At 37.2% G+C, this 17,898-nt stretch carries 18 protein-coding genes; 16 read left to right on the plus strand and 2 right to left on the minus strand.

Going from position 1 to position 17,898, the window contains the following annotated elements; genetic code table 11:
• The first annotated feature begins 153 nt into the window (after window positions 1-153).
• The 3 genes from dnaG (at window position 154) to ACYQ0O_RS09090 (ending at window position 4,478) form a co-directional block, all read left to right on the plus strand.
• The gene (dnaG, locus tag ACYQ0O_RS09080) at window positions 154-1,833 is read left to right on the plus strand and encodes a DNA primase (RefSeq protein ID WP_459892309.1); all 1,680 of its coding nucleotides are present in this window, start codon (window positions 154-156) and stop codon (window positions 1,831-1,833) included.
• A gap of 169 nt (window positions 1,834-2,002) precedes the next feature.
• The gene (gene rpoD, locus ACYQ0O_RS09085; RefSeq protein ID WP_459892311.1) at window positions 2,003-3,757 is read left to right on the plus strand and encodes an RNA polymerase sigma factor RpoD; all 1,755 of its coding nucleotides are present in this window, start codon (window positions 2,003-2,005) and stop codon (window positions 3,755-3,757) included.
• Window positions 3,747-4,478 carry a thermonuclease family protein gene (locus tag ACYQ0O_RS09090; protein ID WP_459892313.1) on the plus strand — a complete coding sequence of 244 codons (732 nt, stop codon included), beginning with the start codon at window positions 3,747-3,749 and terminating at the stop codon, window positions 4,476-4,478. The genes rpoD and ACYQ0O_RS09090 overlap by 11 nt, the downstream gene beginning before the upstream one ends.
• Window positions 4,479-4,482: 4 nt before the next feature.
• Here the strand turns inward: ACYQ0O_RS09090 and ACYQ0O_RS09095 are convergent, their stop codons facing one another.
• Entirely contained in the window at window positions 4,483-5,154 is a 672-nt protein-coding gene (locus ACYQ0O_RS09095; protein WP_459892315.1) for a phosphatase PAP2 family protein, read from the minus strand.
• A 150-nt stretch (window positions 5,155-5,304) separates the two neighbouring features.
• A complete protein-coding gene (locus ACYQ0O_RS09100) occupies window positions 5,305-6,486 on the minus strand; it encodes an acetyl-CoA C-acetyltransferase (RefSeq protein ID WP_459892317.1) in 1,182 nt (393 codons plus the stop codon).
• Window positions 6,487-6,698: 212 nt separating this feature from the next.
• Between ACYQ0O_RS09100 and fliR the strand changes: the two genes are divergently transcribed.
• The 13 genes from fliR to ACYQ0O_RS09165 all read left to right on the plus strand — a co-directional run.
• The gene (gene fliR, locus ACYQ0O_RS09105) at window positions 6,699-7,472 is read left to right on the plus strand and encodes a flagellar biosynthetic protein FliR (RefSeq protein ID WP_459892319.1); all 774 of its coding nucleotides are present in this window, start codon (window positions 6,699-6,701) and stop codon (window positions 7,470-7,472) included.
• Between the two features lie 91 nt (window positions 7,473-7,563).
• The gene (flhB, locus tag ACYQ0O_RS09110) at window positions 7,564-8,637 is read left to right on the plus strand and encodes a flagellar biosynthesis protein FlhB (RefSeq protein ID WP_459892321.1); all 1,074 of its coding nucleotides are present in this window, start codon (window positions 7,564-7,566) and stop codon (window positions 8,635-8,637) included.
• Between the two features lie 193 nt (window positions 8,638-8,830).
• A complete protein-coding gene (flhA, locus tag ACYQ0O_RS09115; RefSeq protein ID WP_459892323.1) occupies window positions 8,831-10,936 on the plus strand; it encodes a flagellar biosynthesis protein FlhA in 2,106 nt (701 codons plus the stop codon).
• Window positions 10,926-11,966, plus strand: coding sequence for a flagellar biosynthesis protein FlhF (locus ACYQ0O_RS09120; RefSeq protein WP_459892325.1), 1,041 nt, complete (start codon window positions 10,926-10,928; stop codon window positions 11,964-11,966). Before flhA ends, ACYQ0O_RS09120 begins: the two co-directional genes overlap by 11 nt.
• Window positions 11,967-12,063: 97 nt before the next feature.
• The gene (locus ACYQ0O_RS09125) at window positions 12,064-12,885 is read left to right on the plus strand and encodes a MinD/ParA family protein (protein WP_459892341.1); all 822 of its coding nucleotides are present in this window, start codon (window positions 12,064-12,066) and stop codon (window positions 12,883-12,885) included.
• A complete protein-coding gene (locus ACYQ0O_RS09130; protein ID WP_459892327.1) occupies window positions 12,836-13,630 on the plus strand; it encodes a FliA/WhiG family RNA polymerase sigma factor in 795 nt (264 codons plus the stop codon). The genes ACYQ0O_RS09125 and ACYQ0O_RS09130 overlap by 50 nt, the downstream gene beginning before the upstream one ends.
• Entirely contained in the window at window positions 13,630-14,370 is a 741-nt protein-coding gene (locus ACYQ0O_RS09135; protein WP_459892328.1) for a flagellar basal body-associated FliL family protein, read from the plus strand. Before ACYQ0O_RS09130 ends, ACYQ0O_RS09135 begins: the two co-directional genes overlap by 1 nt.
• A gap of 11 nt (window positions 14,371-14,381) precedes the next feature.
• A complete protein-coding gene (locus ACYQ0O_RS09140; RefSeq protein ID WP_459892329.1) occupies window positions 14,382-14,702 on the plus strand; it encodes a hypothetical protein in 321 nt (106 codons plus the stop codon).
• Between the two features lies 1 nt (window position 14,703).
• Window positions 14,704-15,135 (plus strand): hypothetical protein, encoded by a 432-nt coding sequence (locus ACYQ0O_RS09145; RefSeq protein WP_459892331.1) that lies wholly within the window; start codon window positions 14,704-14,706, stop codon window positions 15,133-15,135.
• A complete protein-coding gene (locus ACYQ0O_RS09150; RefSeq protein WP_459892333.1) occupies window positions 15,132-15,428 on the plus strand; it encodes a hypothetical protein in 297 nt (98 codons plus the stop codon). Before ACYQ0O_RS09145 ends, ACYQ0O_RS09150 begins: the two co-directional genes overlap by 4 nt.
• Before the next feature lie 3 nt (window positions 15,429-15,431).
• Window positions 15,432-16,430, plus strand: a complete 999-nt coding sequence (locus tag ACYQ0O_RS09155; protein WP_459892335.1) for a tRNA dihydrouridine synthase — start codon at window positions 15,432-15,434, stop codon at window positions 16,428-16,430.
• Entirely contained in the window at window positions 16,427-17,272 is an 846-nt protein-coding gene (gene ispH / locus ACYQ0O_RS09160) for a 4-hydroxy-3-methylbut-2-enyl diphosphate reductase (protein ID WP_459892337.1), read from the plus strand. The genes ACYQ0O_RS09155 and ispH overlap by 4 nt, the downstream gene beginning before the upstream one ends.
• A gap of 62 nt (window positions 17,273-17,334) precedes the next feature.
• Window positions 17,335-17,898: hypothetical protein (locus ACYQ0O_RS09165; RefSeq protein ID WP_459892339.1), on the plus strand; the 564-nt coding region annotated here is incomplete at its 3' end.

The following is a 17,898-nucleotide window of genomic DNA, read 5'->3' on the forward strand; positions in this document are numbered from 1 at the left end:
ACTATTCACTACTCACTATATTATGGGACATAAAATCTAAAAAACATGAACGTAGTGGCTTGGGCATTGGGAGTAAGGCAGGGGAATGTGGTGGAGTGGTAGAAACGAGGTACTACCCACGATCATTTAAAAAATTGGATTTTAGTGTTGAGTATGATTTCCAAAGAAATCATCCAAGAAATAAAAGATCGAATAGATGTTTTATCCTTGGTTGAGAGATATGTTCCCTTGCAGCGGGTAGGGGCAAGGTTTAGGGGACCTTGTCCATTTCATCAGGAGACAAAACCTTCCTTTTATATTGATCCAAATTTAGGCCTATACCACTGCTTTGGATGTCATGCCTCTGGAGATATAATTGATTTTTACTGCAATATAAATGGGTTGGATTTTTACGACGGTGTATTGGAGCTGGCAAAAGAGGCTGGAGTTGATGTTGATTTAAAAAAAATAGATAGGATTCTTCCTTCAAAGAGAAACATCCTGTTTGAGATAAATAGTGTTTGTTTGGACTTTTTTAGAAGATTTCTTAGAAAAAGCGATTTTGCCATTAAATATCTTAAGGACAGAAATATAACTGAAGAATTAATAAAAGAGTTTAAAATAGGGTATGCTCCAGCTTCTTGGGATGCCCTTAAAGGGTATCTCATAAAAAAAGGGTATTCCATAACTTCCTGTGTGGAGGCAGGGGTTGTTGTAAAAAATGAGAAGAATAGAATATATGACCGATTCAGGGATAGGATTATCTTCCCAATATTTGATGTCTCTGGCAGATGCATAGGTTTTGGTGGTCGTATAATAGGAGATGGAGAGCCCAAATATCTAAATACAAGTGAGAATGAGGTATTTAAAAAAGGGGAGAATTTATATGGTCTTTATCAGGCCAGGAGGGAAATTAGCCTAAAAAAAAGTGTTATCTTGACCGAAGGATATATTGATTTAATCAGGTTACACCAATATGGATATAAAAATTCCTGTGGAGTTTTAGGGACTGCACTAACAGAATCTCACGTAAAAAAATTATCCAGGCTGAGTCACAAGGCAATACTTATTTTTGATGGTGATGAGGCTGGTGAGAAGGCAGCATTAAAAAGTGCTCAGATGTTTCTTGCCCATGGAACAAAGGTGGATGTAGTGGAATTGCCTCTGGGTGAAGATGTGGATACATATCTCCAGAAATATGGGAATAATGGACTTGACAAATTACTGAAAAGCGCAAATGAAGGTCTTGCCTTTTGTGCGAAGATGATTAAATTAACACATTCACCAAGGGAAGTTATTAGTTGGTGTAGAGACTTTGTCAGCTCTTTTGAAGATCCTGCGCTTTTGGGTTTTTATCTTCCTCAACTCTCCAGGGAATTTGGTATACCTGAAGTTGAACTAAAGAGAAATATTAAAGAAGCTCCAGCTAGTTCAGACAAATTCTTGAAAAGGACAAGCATATGTGTTGGAGACGTGGAGGTTTTACGGTTTGCCATTTGCTTTCCAGATTATTTAGAGAAATTAAAAGAGTTGGGTGCTGGTAATTATCTAAAGAATGATTTCTCAAAGACTTTATGGGAAAAGCTAAACTACTATACTCCTGAAGAAGTCCTATATAATTTAGATGATAGAGAGCGGTCCTTTTACATTGAGTCCCTGTTTTTTAAAGAGAGGGATGAAGATTTTGAGAAGCTTTGGTCAGAATTAAAGAGATTTTTGAAAAGAAAACAAAGGGAAAAGAAAATTGTGGAGTGTAGAGAGCAGCTAATGCGTGCCCAAATGGAAAAAGATAACGAAAAAATAGAATATTATCTTTCTCAGATAAATGAACTTTTAAAGGGAGCCAAAAATTAGGCGTTAATTGGTGTTCAAAGTTCAATGTCCAAGGTTTAAGGTATGGAAATTGGGAGGCTTGAGGTTCTAGAAGTTAGTGCTTTGTAGGTTTTGTACGAAGAACATATCTAATATGTTGATAAACCTTGAACTTTGAACGTTGAACTTTGAATTATAAAAAGGGGGGAGAATGAAAAGCATTAAAGAAATTCAGCACATTAAGGCCTTGATTTCCAAAGGTAAGGAAAAAGGTTTTTTGACTTTTCAAGAATTAAACGACGCCCTTCCTTCTGATATAAATGAACCAGAGCAGTTTGAAGAAATAATTAACCTTTTTGAACAACTTGAGATTTCCATAGTAGACGAGCAGACCAATAAGAAGATAGAGATTGTAAAGGACATAGAACTGGATTTCGAGCAGTTCCCTGCAGAAGAGGACAAAGATATAAGCGAGCCGTCCAGGTCCACTGATCCTGTGAGGATGTATTTGCATGAGATGGGGCTTGTGCCCCTATTGGATAGAGAAGGGGAAGTTAGGATTGCCAAAAAAATCGAACAAGGGGAATTAGAGGTCCTATATTCCTTTGCTGAAGTTCCTGTTGCAGTAGAGTATTTAATAAATGTAGGGGAAGAATTAAAAAAGGGACATATAAAATTAAAAGATGTTGTAAAGACAATTGAAGAGGACGATCCAACTGAGGAGGAAATGAACCAAAGGGAAAGGGTTATTTCCCTTCTTGAGGAAATCAAACAGATATACAAAAAGAAGAAGCACTTATATAAGAAGCTAAATGATCTTTGCACAATAAATAAGAGGACCCGGGCCCTGGCCGACAGATTTTTAGACTTAAAGATGGAGATAGTAGATAGGCTTAGGGCAATAAAACTTGAGAAAAAACTAGTTGATGAAGTCATTGAGCATATTGAAGACTATGTTAGGCAGATGAATAACTGCAGGAGGGATTATTCTGCCTATATCATATCAGTTGGTAAGACCCAGGCAGAGATTGAGGAACTGTTTTCAAGACTGGATAAGCGGGAAATAAAACCAATAGTTGCGGCTGAAGAGCTCAATATGACTGTGGAAGAGCTCTTTTCTTTTAAAGAAATGCTCACTGCAAAGGTAGAGATCTTAAAGAGGCTGGAAGAGAATTGTTGTCATGACATCAATGAGTTAGAGGATATTCTCTGGAGAATGAAGTATGGGAATGAATATGCCATAAAGGCCAAACAAGAACTTATCAGGGCAAATTTACGTTTGGTTGTGAGTATTGCAAAAAAATACACAAACAGAGGACTTCAGTTTCTGGATTTAATTCAGGAAGGAAACATTGGTCTTATGAAGGCTGTGGATAAATTTGAATACCAGCGGGGATACAAATTTTCCACTTACGCCACATGGTGGATAAGACAGGCAATAACCAGGGCCATTGCTGACCAGGCCAGGACAATTAGGATACCTGTCCACATGATAGAGACCATAAATAAGCTTATCAGGACATCCAGATACCTTGTGCAGGAGCTTGGAAGAGAACCACTTCCTGAAGAGATAGCAGAAAGGATGGATTATCCATTGGAAAAGGTGAAAAAGGTACTCAGGATTGCCAAGGAGCCTATATCCCTTGAAACCCCCATTGGAGATGAAGAAGATTCAAGTCTGGGTGATTTTATTGAAGACAAAAAGGCTGTTGCCCCTGCTGAAAAAGTGGTGCATTCAAAGTTAGAGGAACAGATAGATAAGATTTTATCAGAGCTGACCCCACGGGAAGAGCAGGTTATTAGAAAGAGATTTGGTATTGGGGAAAAGTCTGATCACACCTTGGAGGAAGTAGGAAAACTCTTTAATGTGACCAGAGAAAGGATAAGGCAGATAGAGGCAAAGGCCCTGAGAAAACTAAAACACCCATCTAGAAGTCAGATTCTAAAGGCCTATTATGATTTATAAAAAAATTGATGTGTTATCCCTTATCTTAATGTGTGTATCTGTGTGTGTATGTGCATGTGTGTGTGAAAGTTACAGTTCACAGATCACAGTTCACAGATCACAGACACAGTTCAATGGTTATTCCAGATCTATTCCAAATGAGTGGAAGGTAAAGGTTAGGTGGGTAGTTGATGGGGATACCTTTATTACAGCAGGAAACCAATTTGTTCGTTTAAAGGGAATAGATAGTCCGGAGATCGCCCATAAAAGAGGAGAGAGAGACCAGTATTATGCAAAAGAGGCCCAAAAAAGGCTTATTCAACTAATAAAAAAACGTTACGTGATAATAAAAAGATATGGTTTAACCAAGGACAGATATGGGAGATTTGTTGCCTATGTATACCTTCCAGATGGTCGTTTTTTAAATTTACTCATGATAAAGGAAGGGTATGCTTTTTATTTTCCCCACCATGACCTGGAAAAGGACATGGCCAAAAAATTTTTAAATGCTCAAAGGATGGCCATGGACCAGAGGAGGGGTTTTTGGGCAAGGATTTTGACAATGGATGCAGCAAATAAAAGATATATTGGAAATAGAAAAGAACTTAGATTTCACACCTTGAGCTGTCCGTTGGGCCGAAAAATTTATTGGAAGCATAGAGTAAAATTTTCTTCCCTTTATGAGGCCTTTTATAAGGGGTATGCACCTTGTAGACTGTGTACCCCTTGGCCAAGGGAATGATTTTTTAGATTTCGTTTTCCACATGCATGGCCATTGCTGTAACTAGCCCCGTTAAATAAACAATTAATCCCGAATATATGATGTCAGTTATAAAATGGGCCCCTTGTATTATCCTGGCAAGGCCTATTAAGAGTCCACTCCCTATGCCAAGGGTAAGGAAAAAATAAGCCCATTTTTTTTGTTTTTTTCTGAATACAAAATATGGGGTAAAAAGATAGAATCCAACAGAGGCATGTCCAGAAGGAAATGATCTGCCCATTCCAGATGTACCTTTTTGCCAAAAAGTTCGGTACGGGAGTTTTCCATTAAAGGTCTTTGTTTGTCTTGGTCTAGGCCTACCCCAGTGGCCTTTTAGGATTCCATTTACAATTATCCCAGGACCAATGACCATTACTAAAAATAAATATAGACCTATGCGAGAGTATTTTTTTATTTTTTTTATAAAAAATCCACTAACAAAGGTCAAAAATCCTGCACCTGCCATGATAATCGCTGGAATTGGGCCATAGAGATACAAAAATTTCCATGGTTGAGCATTTCTTAAAAACCATCCCCTACCTGGATCAAAAAAATATTTTGAAAGTGTTATTTCCATGTGGTCTAAGCTTAAAACTATGGATAAAAGGATACAAAGAATCACTGGTAGCATTATTGAGATGATTTTATGCTTTTTCATGTGTGTATTTAGTTGGTTTCCTACACTTTTGGGAAATATGAGGCTGAAGGTTCAATATCTAACAAACTCAAGCTGACCAGGCCGAGCGCATATAAACCCAGCTGGCCAGCTTGAACCCTCAATATTTACAGTCTTTCTCGCGCTCCCTCATTATGGTCTCTCAATTATCATGGCAAATCCCTGCCCACCCCCAATACATAGGGTGGCAAGGCCAAGTTTTTTGTCCTGTCTCATCATTTCATATAAAAGTGTTATAAGAATTCTTCCTCCTGATGCCCCAATTGGATGTCCAAGGGCAATTGCTCCCCCATTTGGATTTATCTTTGATTTGTCAAGACCCAGTTCCTTTATACATGCAATGGACTGTGATGCAAATGCCTCATTTAATTCTATTATGTCGATATCTTCTAATTTTACTCCTGATTTTTTGAGTACGTTTTTAGTAGCAGGGATGGGACCAAGACCCATATATGCTGGATCTACACCTCCAGCTGCATAGGCCTTGATGTATGCCAGAATCTCAAGCCCAAGCTCTTTGGCCTTTTTCTCTGACATAACAATTAAAATAGCTGCTCCATCATTTATTCCTGAGGCATTTCCAGCTGTAACTGTTCCGTCCTTTTTAAAGGCTGGCTTTAGCTTTGCCAGTGCCTCCATGGTGGTGGTTGGTCTTGGGTGTTCATCTGTATCAAATATTATGGGGTCTCCCTTTCTCTGAGGTATTTCAACTGGTACTATCTCGTCTTTGAATTTTCCTGCCTCTAATGCTGCCTTTGCCTTCATCTGGGATTCATATCCAAACTCATCCTGTTCTTCCCTGGAGATGTTGTATTTTTCAGCTATATTTTCAGCTGTTATTCCCATGTGATATCCGTTAAATATTTCGTAGAGTCCATCAAAGATCATGAGGTCAACTAGTTTTCCATCCCCCATCCTATGTCCCCACCTTGCATTAGCAAGGGCGTATGGTGCCATGGACATATTTTCTATACCACCGCAAACAACTACATCAGCATCCTGGAGCATTATAGACTGTGCAGCCAGTGCCACAGATTTTAGTCCAGATGCACATACCTTGTTTACTGTAAAAGCCACTTTTTCCTGGGGTATTCCTGAATGTATTGCAACCTGTCTCGCAGGGTTTTGCCCCTGTCCTGCTTGTAGTACATTACCTAAAATTACCTCATCTACCAAATTTGGATCTAAGTTTATCCTATTTATTGCTTCTTTTGTAGCAATTGTCCCTAGCTTAACTGCAGGTACATCTTTTAAAGATTTACCAAAAGACCCAACAGGGGTCCTCACTGCGCTTACTATTACTGGTCTTTCCATGTCTCTACCTCCTGGTTTTATAGTTCAAAGTTCAATGTTGTTTAATATTTTATTTTTTTATCTAAAGCAATTTTGTCCCATGTCTAAACCATTTTGATTGATTTTACAACCCAATTTGTGCGTTAGTTATTTGTAGCTTCAATTGGCTATAAAGGTATGAAATTTGCTATTAAAAACTGAGAACCTTGAATTTTAAATATTGAACTTCCCATATGGATATTTTTAATTTTAACTACGCAGCTTTTTTAAGCTTTTTATTAACCCTTATTAGAATCAGTGTGGTGGTATTTTTGTTACCTTTTTTTGGTGGCAAGGGCGTGCCTAACATGGTGAAAGCTGCCCTGTGTCTTATTATGACCCTTGGTCTCTGGCCTTATCTACATTTTAGTAGTTCTTATTTCCCAGCCCATCCCTTTGGGATTTTTGTAATGATTTTTGGGGAATTGATTTTTGGAATGGTTCTATCCCTGGCAATTAGATGCCTTTTTGCAGCAACAGAACTAGCAGGTCAAATTATTGGATATCAGATGGGCTTTGCAATGATGAATGTGGTGGATCCTTTATCAGGAACCTCCATTGCCATAACTGCACAACTAATTTATATGCTCTCCCTTTTGTTGTTTTTGACATTTAATGGGCATCTCTACTTACTGGCTGGATTTGCAAAAAGTTTTGATATTGTTCCACCAGGGGCTATTTTGGTAAATCCCCATGTATTTGATAGCTTAATATATTTTTCTTCCCAGATATTTGTCCTTGCAATAAAAATAGCTGTCCCAGTTATGGTAGCAGAACTTTTAGTTAGTTGCTCCCTGGGTATTGTAGCCAGGTTAGCCCCACAAATAAATGTCTTATTTGTGGGCTTCCCAATAAAGATTGCAGTTGGTTTCTTTTTCATGGGTATATTATTTAATTTACTTGCCTATTTTTTAAAGGATCTAATAGTAAATTTAGACCAAATTATGAAGTCGCTAATGGTGTTATAAGAGAAAGACCTTGATTATGTGTGTATGTGTGGGTGTAGGTGAAAGTTACAGACCACAGACACAGTTCACAGACACAGCATAAGGATTTAATATGCCACAAAAAGATCCAAACAGGACTGAGAAGGCTACCCCAAGGCGAAGGGATAAGGTTAGAAGAGAAGAAGGTAGGGTACCTAGAAGTGAAGAAGTATCAAAGGTAGTGGTACTTTTGGCAGGTATTATTGGTTTGAGGGTTTTAATAAAATTTATGTGTGAAAATATATTTGATGTATTTAGATTTATAATGAGTAGCTTTAAAATGGAAATTACAAAGAACTCCACCTATTATTTGCTCCTATATTGTATGAAAAAGCTCCTTATTATAATTCTGCCAATTGTTCTATTAATTGCAATAATGAGTGTTATTGCAATTAGGCTTCAGATCGGAAAGATCGTTCTAACCAAGATATTAAAACCAATATGGGGACGATTTAACATAGTAAATAATTTGAAGAATCAGTTTTTCTCGTTAAATACTGGAGTTGAGATCATAAAAAGCTCTTTTCAGGTGGGACTGGTTGGAACACTTGCATATTTTACTGTGAAAAATCAGATTAAATACCTCCCTTCCCTGTTTTTTCAAAATATCCCTTCTATTGCATCAAATATGTTATTTCTCATTTATAAAGTTACATGGATTTTGATGGTTCCTTTAATAATTATGGCCATTATACATCTTTTCTATACCAGGTGGGAATATGAAGAGAGTATTAAGATGACCAAACAAGAAGTAAAAGATGAGCACAAACAACTTTATGGAAATCCAGAAATAAAAAGAAAACAGCGGAGAAAGATGCAAGAAGTTATGATGTCCAGGATGATGAGCGAAGTGCCAAAGGCAGATGTTGTTATTACAAACCCCACCCACCTTGCTGTGGCCCTAAAATACGACGTAAATGAGGCCCCTGCCCCCATAGTGGTTGCAAAGGGTGCTGGTTCCATTGCTGAGAGGATAAAGAATATAGCTAAAGAGCACAATATCCCCATTAAAGAAGATAAGCCCTTGGCACAGGCATTGTATAAGAGTGTGGAAGTTGGAGAGATGATTCCAGAAGAACTATACAGGGCCGTTGCCTCGGTGCTTGCTAGCTTAGAGAAATTCAGGAAAAAATATAGTAGTAGGTAACATACAGAAAATTAGAACAGGACAATTAATTGACTCTGATTTATAATTAGAACTTAATTTCTTGTAATTACAAATTAATATTATACAGACCATAAGAGTGGTGGAGGAATCTTCGTATAAACTTTGTTTAAGTTGGATTTGTGGTATCTAACTTAGACCATTGAATTTTTAAAAAAAAGGTTAGGTCAAAATTATGGCGAAAGAGGCATTGAAGATCAGATTTGATCTGGGACATCTGTTAAGACAGGGAGACATTTTACTTGCTCTTGGTGTTGCCCTGATACTTTTTGTGATGCTCATTCCCATGCCTCCTTTGTTTCTGGACCTAATGCTTACTCTAAGTATATCCTTTAGCCTGGTTGTGCTTGTAACAGCAATGTTTGTTGAATCACCTCTAGACTTTACGGTATTTCCCTCGGTTGTCATGATTGCCACAATGCTCAGGCTTGCTTTAAATGTGGCCACCACAAGGAGGATACTATTATATGGGGATCAAGGGTCTTCCGCAGCTGGTAAGGTTATCCAGGCCTTTGGTTTTTTTGTGGTTGGGGGAAATTATGCCATTGGTCTTGTGGTGTTCTTGATTTTATTTGCCTTAAATAAAATGGTTATTGCCCGTGGTATGAAAAGGATTGGTGAAGTGGCCGCCAGGTTTACTTTAGATGCCATGCCAGGAAAGCAGATGTCCATTGATGCAGACCTTAATGCTGGAATTATAACTGAGGAAGAGGCCAGAAAGAGGAGGGAAGAGATTAGAAGGGAAGCGGATTTTTATGGAGCTATGGATGGTGCTGGTAACTTTGTTGAAGGTGATGTGAATGCAGGAATTTTGATTACCTTGATCAATATAATTGGTGGATTTTTTATAGGTGTGTTTCAAAAGGATTTGGACTGGTTAACAGCGGCAAAGACATACACTATTCTCACCATAGGTGATGGACTTGTGTCTATTATTCCATCCATTATCATGTCCACTGCAGCGGGTTTTATAGTTACTCGCTCTGCTGATCAGGGAAGTCTGGGTTCTGTACTGATTGAGCAGATTACATATAGTTACAGGGCGCTTTTTTTGGTCTCTTCAATCCTTGTGATCTTTGGGATGGTTCCAGGTATGCCCACAATTCCTTTCTTTGTCCTGGCTTCACTTGTATGTGGCCTTGGGTTTTTGTCAAAGAAATATGCAAAAAGGTTGCTTGAAATAACAGAAGAATCAGACAAAAAGGAGAAAGAAAAGATAGAGACCCCAGAAGATGTGAAATCTTTACTTCCTTTAGATACTTTGTCCCTGGAAGTTGGTTATGGTCTGATACCACTTGTTGATGAACAACAGGATGGAAATTTGCTTGTGAGGATACGGTCAATTAGGAGACAAATAGCCCTTGAGATGGGGGTTGTTATTCCCTCTATGCATGTTAGAGATAATTTAAATTTAAAGCCAAACCAATATGTGGTTCAGATCAAGGGAAATCCAGTTGCAACTGCAGAAGTTTTGCCTGATCACTATCTGGCAATGGATCCAGGAGGTGCAAAGAAGAAGATAAAAGGCATTGCTACAAAAGAACCTGCATTTAATTTGCCAGCAATGTGGATTACTGAAGAACAAAAAGAGGAGGCAATTTTAGCAGGATACACTGTTGTGGATCCCCCTACCGTGATAGCTACACATTTAAGTGAAATATTTAAAAAACATCTCCACGAATTCATTGGCAGACAGGAGACCCAGGAACTATTGGATACAGTGGCAAAGCGTGCTCCAAAGGCAGTGGAAGAACTTGTCCCAGATATATTGCCCCTTGGTACTGTACAAAAAGTACTTCAAAATCTGGTATCAGAAGGTGTGTCCATTAGGGATATGTTATCAATTGTTGAAGCACTGGCTGATTATGGTACATCCATAAAAGATCCTGACCAGTTGACTGAATTTGTAAGACAAAAGCTCGCCAGGACGATTGTAACTCCATATTTAAGTAGTAATGGTGTATTAAACGTAATATCTCTAGACCCTTCTTTAGAAAATATGATAAAAGAGCACATTAGACAGACAGAAGGAGGGAATTATTATTTATCTATGCCTCCACAACTGGCACAAAAAATTATAAATGCTATCTCAAATACCTTTGAAAAGGTTCAGGTAAGAGATGGGCAGCCAGTACTTCTAACAGGTATCCAGATTAGGCCCCATTTGGCAAAGCTGGTAACCAGATTCATTCCATACCTTCCTGTCCTGTCCCATGGAGAAATACCATCAGACGTAAAATTAGAATCTGTAGCAATAGTGAGGTTAAACAATGCAAGTTAAGACCTACAGAGGACATTCACATCATGAGATACTCCAGAAAATAAAATTAGAAATGGGAGACAGTGCAATAATTCTCAATACAAAGACAGAGGAGGTGAATGGTAAAAAAGTTTATATTGTAATGGCTGCAAAGGACCTGGATACCTCCTCTGAAAAAAAAGAAAAAAAGAGCAACCAGGGATTTAAGACTGAGGAGATCTGGTACAGGGAATGGAAGGAATTTAAAGAGCATATATTTTCCTTATTAAAGGATTCATTGGATATACCTTCACTATCTTCCAGGCAAAAGGCCGCCATAAGACAATTAGAACTAGAGGGCGTGGGCCAGGATTTTATAGTGAGCTTGATTTCTCTACTCAAGAGAAATGGAAGGTCCTTTATGGACATTTTAAATGGGATGGTTAAGACGGTTTCCATAGATAGTTTATTTAAGTCAAATAAATGTCATGTGATGGTTGGACCACATGGTGTTGGAAAGACCTCCACTATCTTAAAATTGGCTTTGAGACTCAAAAGATACAGGCCAGATGCCAAAATCTGCCTGGTTAATGTGGATAACTACCATGGAAAGGGAAAACTCTTTTTGAAACACTATGCAGAGCTTTCAAATTTTTGTTATAGAGACTTAAATGGACTCAGGGATGCTACTGCCCTAGCGGCAGACCTTGGGGAGTTTGACAGAGTATTCATTGATACCCCAGGTCTAAGAAGGGAAATGAATTTAGATTCCTGGTGGGAGGAATCTCCCTTGAGTCTCCTGGATCACCTAAGTGTTCATCTGGTCTTAAGTCCCCTTTATTCCACCCATCAAATAGATCACTATCTGGCAAAGTTCCTCTCTGACAGGCTTACCTCTCTTATATGGACAAAACTAGATGAAGCATGTATATTCGGTACCATGATATATACTGCTTTTAAGACCCAACTGCCTATCTCAATGATAACAAGTGGGCCCCAGCTGAAAAATTCAGTTTTACCTGTTGATAAAATCAACTTGTGGAATATAGTTTTCAAACACAAAATTTTATAGTAAAAGGTAGAAGGATGAAGGTAGAGTTGGATTGTAAAGTCATAAATTGGAGGATGTTGTGAGCTATTCTGTACCAGGACCTAATATCAATCCCTCCATTTCAGCAAAGATACCCATTGTTGTATCTATAACCTCAGGAAAAGGTGGAGTTGGAAAGACAAATATATCAGTAAATCTGGCATATCTTCTTGCAAAAAAGGGTCATAATACCATATTGTTAGACGCAGATTTAGGTTTGGGAAATGTGGACGTGCTTTTGGGTATCACTCCAAAATTAAATATATTTCACCTGCTTTCAAATGAGATAACCCTGGATAAGGTTTTATATAAAACTGAATACGATTTTTCCATACTCCCGGCTCCTTCAGGTGTACTTGAACTAACAACGCTCTCACCAGGACAGAAATTGGAATTTCTGGACGCACTGGATCCATTGGAAGATAAGTTGGATTTTTTTATAGTTGATACTGGGGCAGGAATAAATGACAATGTGCTTTACTTTAATATGGCAACTCAATATAGAATAGTGGTCTTGACCCCGGAACCAACATCTCTAACAGACAGCTATGCCCTAATAAAGGTATTAAATCAACAACACAGTATTAATGATTTTTTTATAATTATAAATATGTGTTCAAATAATAAGCAGGCAAAGGAAGTTTTTAAAAGGTTGTATATGGCTTGTGATCGTTTTTTAAAGGGTGTATCTCTAAATTATCTTGGATATATTCCAAAGGACAGGACGGTAGTTGATGCAGTGAGATTGCAGGTACCTTTTTGCAAAAAATTTCCCGAAAGTGTTGCATCCATAGAGTTAAGTAATATTGTAGAGAATTTATTAACTATAAAAAATATAAAAAATGAAGTAGATGGGAACATCAAATTCTTTTGGAAAAAACTCCTATTCCAGGGTCAATGACAGTGGCGGGACTCCACTTAATGGGATATCAAATTATTTAAATGGAGTGTCCAGTTGGGTGGAATTAGGGTCAAAACTACAGGAACAGGTGGTTGATTCTCTAATCAAGAAGGTCAAGATTATAGCCTATAGGATCAAGAATAAAGTCCCTGTCAATGTTGAGCTAGACGACCTGATTTCTGCTGGGTGCGTTGGACTAATGGAGGCCCTGAGAAATTTTGATGGTTCCCAAAATGTAAAATTAGAAACCTTTGTGGAGAATAGGATAAAGGGGGCTATTTTAGATGAACTAAGACGTCAAGATTTTCTCAGTAGGGGACTTAGACGAAATGTGAAACTAGTTGAAAATGTAAAGTACAATCTTGAGCAATCCCTGGGACGCGAGCCAACCACTCAAGAAATTTCAAAAGAAACAGGACTTGAAGAGGGAGATATAGAAAATCTCCTTGAAATAATAAACAATAATTTGCTTATAAGCATAGATGCTATAAGTCATATCCTAAATAGTGGGGACGATAACCCAGAGACCCTCCTTGAAAAAAAAGAATTAATTTCTGAGATTTCACATTATATAGAAAAGTTAACAGAAAGAGAGCAAATGGTCTTATCGCTTTATTATGTTGAAGAGCTCACAATGAAAGAAGTGGCAGAGGTCTTAAATATAACTGAAGGGAGAGTCTCTCAACTCCACTCCCAGGCCATATCAAAGTTAAAGGAGTTTCTCATAAAAGGACGAGGTCCATAATGGCAGAAGAAAAAGAATTAGAGTTAGATGTAAAGGAGATAGATGAAGAGTTAGACGAGGTTCTATCTGATAAGTCTGAGTCCAGCCCTGTAGGAGAGATAAAAAAAACTCCATCAAGGCCTGAGCAAAAGGTAGAACTGGATTTAGACGATGCCCCTTTTCTGGAAGAAGAGTTAGAAGAAGAGAAAAAGGAAGAAGAAGTTAAGCAAGAGATAGAGGAGAAAAAAAAAGAAGAGGTTTCAGAAAAAGAGGAAGAAGACACATCCCTTGGTAGGAAAAAAAAGATTATCTTTTTAGGAATTGGAGGGGGAGTTATATTAGTTGCTGCCCTGTTATTTTTTTTCTTTTTCAAAGGAGAGAAAGCCCCTCCAAAGGAAGAAAAAAAAGCTCCTGAAAAAAAAATAGAAGTAAAAGAGAAACCTCCTCCACCAAAGCCGCGGGTAGAACAACTCACACTAAGACCTTTTTGGGTTGATTATCCAGTGGCAGATGGCCACAGGTACTTGCATATAACATTGATATTGTCATATGAATCTGGTAGCCTTAGCTGGGAGTTAAATAGAAAGAGAATAGTTATTAGGGATGCAGTATATTACTATTTAAAAAATAAGAATTTCGAGTTTTTTCTAAAAAAAGAAAATATTCCCCTATTAAAAAATGATATTTTATCAATAATCAATCAATACCTTGTTTATGGAAAGATAAAAAAAATATATTTAAAAGATTATTTGATTGAATAAAAGGTACTAACATGCCTGGAAATTTTGATTTTTCAGTAGTAATATCACAGGTTCCAAGGGTACAAAAGATTCAGGGAGATATTCAAAAGGGTCCTTTTAATTTACAGGAAGGTATTCAAAGGGAAGTTGAAAAAAAGCAAGAGATGGTCAACAAAGAGATCGAAGAGTCCTCAAAGGGGAGTAATTTTCAAAAGGTGGGAGGAGATAAAGAAGGAAAAGGTGGGCATGAGGAAAATAGAAATAAGAGACGTGGCAAAGACAAAGGGCAAAGTGAAGAACAAAGAGACCTAAAGGACAGAACAAGGGGAAGATTTGTGGATATAAAGGTTTAATATGGACTTGAAGATGCAGATTCCCACATATTTACTTATTATTTCAACAATAATAGAAGTATTTTTACTCACAACAATTATCTTTATTTTTTACCGTTTAAAAAGATCTGAAGATTTTCTACTTAGATTAAAACAGTCTCAAAAAGAACTTTTAGACAAATTAAGTTTTAATGAACAAATAGAGAAAGAGCTTGTAAAGAGCTTTGAAGAGAGGCAGCGGGAACTTATGATTCTAGACTCTAAACTGGAGAAAAAATTGGGTGAGGCTAGAGAGATTTTAAAACAGCTTGAGGAAGCTTCAAATTCACCTAAGGTACTCAAAGAGATAATTATTAGTGGATATAAAAATGGTGAGAGTCTAGAGTCTCTGGCAAAGAGGACCGGGCTTAGTATTGAAGAGATTGAGTGGATTTTGGAGCAGCAAAACCTATGAAAATTAGGAGACAAAAGTCCTTTAACAATCTTATATACTTTTCCCCTGATGAAACCAGGGTAAAAAAGTTTAGAAAAAGATATAAGGTAGGCGATAGGTTAAGGGCAAAAGTGTTAAAGCTAATTGACAAAAAAAGGGCAGTTATCCAAATAGATGAAGTGAAATTAATAGCCCTACTTAAGGACAACATTGGAGCTAGTGATTTTGTTTTGTTAGAAGTAAAACAATTATATCCCCACATTATTTTAAAACACGCAAAAGATTCAGACCAGGGTATTAGTCTTTACATTTAACCCATGACAGATTTGATAATATCTCCCAACCATCCATGGCTTGCCCCCCTTGCGGGATACAGCGATCTGCCTTTTAGACTCCTTTGCAGAAAACTTGGCTGTTATGTTACAGTCACAGAGATGGTGAGTGCAAAGGGACTTTTTTATAATTTTGATAATACAATGAAGTACATAGAGACAACAAAAGAAGATTCTCCCCTGATTGTTCAACTTTTTGGTGAAGATCCATATAGTATTGGCCGTGCTGTTTCTATTCTTCTAAGTATGGGTTATAGATACTTTGATCTGAATGCTGGCTGTCCAGTTAAAAAGGTTACAAAGACAGGGGGTGGTGCTGCCCTTTTAAAAGATATTGGAAGACTTAAAGATATCTTAATGAGTATGGTAGATGCTGCAGGGGCAGATAGAGTTGGTGTAAAGATCAGATTGGGATGGAATAAAGATAATCCAGTGTATCTTAAGGTAGGGGAAATTGCCAGTAAGCTAAAGATTAGGTGGATAGGGTGTCATCCCAGGTTCGCCAAACAGGGATTTTCTGGTAAGGCAGATTGGGAGTGTATAAGAAAGTTAAAGGCAAATTGTGATGTTCCTGTAATAGCTTCAGGAGATCTATTTTCAGCCCAAGACGCAGTAAATTGTATTATAAATACACAGGCAGACTCCATAATGTTTGCCAGAGGAGCACTTAGAGACCCTCTGGTTTTTAAAGAATATAAAGTGCTTTTAAATTTAAGGTGCAATGACCAAAATTCAATGTCCAAACCTGATGAATTAAGAGTAAGAAGGAATAAGCAATTAAAAATCCATGTTATCAGGACTCACATAGAGCTTATCAGGGAATTTGGCAGGGATAAAAATCCCATATATAGATTAAGGGGAATTTTGGCCAGATACATACGAGGTTTTGACAGATCTAAGGCCTTTAGGGAAATGGCGGTTAAATTGAATTCATGGGATGATATAGAGAGATTACTTAAAATGTTAGAGGAGGATATAAGGTGAATATTATCAGGGGAAAACGGGCTGGATTCTGTATGGGAGTTGGTCTTGCCCTGAAAAAGTTAGATGAGGCCATAAAAAGGTACCCATTAAAAAAAATATATACCCTGGGACCAATAATACACAATCCACAGGTGGTGGATATATATTTGAGAAAGGGAGTGGTCCCAATAGAAGATGTATCAAGTATTGGGCCAGATGATGTGGTGGTTATTCGGGCACATGGAGTACCAAAACAGTTGTATAAACAGCTTCAAGAAAAGGGGGCAAAGATAATAGATGCAACATGCCCAAAAGTAAAAAAGGCCCAGAGGCTGATTGAACAATATTCTTTAGAGAGAATTTTGCTTTTGTTTGGGGAAAAGGAGCATCCAGAAGTAAAGGGACTCTTAAGTCATGCCTTATGTAAGGGGATAGTTTTTTCTTCAATTGAGGAACTTAAATCAATTAGTTTGGATTTAGATAAGAACTATTTTTTGGCCTCTCAGACCACCCAGGAGAGACAGGAATTTATAGAAATTGTAAGTTTTTTAAAAAATAGATTTGGGAAAGATTTTCCTATTCTAGATACAATTTGTGATGCAACTAGGTTGAGACAAGAAGAGGCAATAGAAATAGCCAAAAATTCAGATGTGGTAATAGTTATTGGTGGATACAATAGTGGAAATACAAGGAGGCTGCTCCAGGTTGTAAGGGCGACAAGAACAGAATGCTATCACATAGAGACTATACATGATATCAGCAGGGAAATGATTGAGGGAAAAAATATAATTGGTCTAACTGCTGGGGCCTCTACCCCTGAATTTATCATTGAACAAGTGGAAAAATATCTCGAAAGTTTTTAAGCAAGATTTTTATCCCTCCTTGTGGCACACAATTTGATATTTTTGTAACAAGGAGGGATAAGATGAAATTTTTACCTACCAATATAAACTTAAACACCCAACAATTTAATTCAAAAATTAAAATCAAACTTGATTCAAACCTGTCTTGTCTTAATTCCCATCCTACATTTTCAAATCAACTGGATCTTCTTTTGACAACATCCTCTCAGGGAAAACCAAAAATGGATAAAGAAACAAATGGGGAAGATTTACCCCTGGTATTTTTACTTTTATCACTGATTAATTCCAATGAAAGTTTCTCTAAAAATGATTTAATAAAACAGATGAAAAATAATGATTTAGATGGTATTAAGAAGATGATGCATGGTGAAATAGGAAAACTTATTGACATGTTAAAAAAAGGTGTTTCCGATGACCCAAAATTAAATGAGCTTATTATAAAGCTACAGAAATACCTAAGTTCGAATGATTGTGAGTGTAAATTAATGACTAAGGATTTAAATAGTTTTATGGGAAGGCTTTTGCAAGATGATATCCATGAAAATAATAACCATAAAGAAAATGATATTTTTTTTAATGTAAATGTAAATGAAAAAAAATATAGTCAAGAATTACAAAATATAATC

This window comes from Desulfothermus okinawensis JCM 13304, from assembly GCF_054654515.1.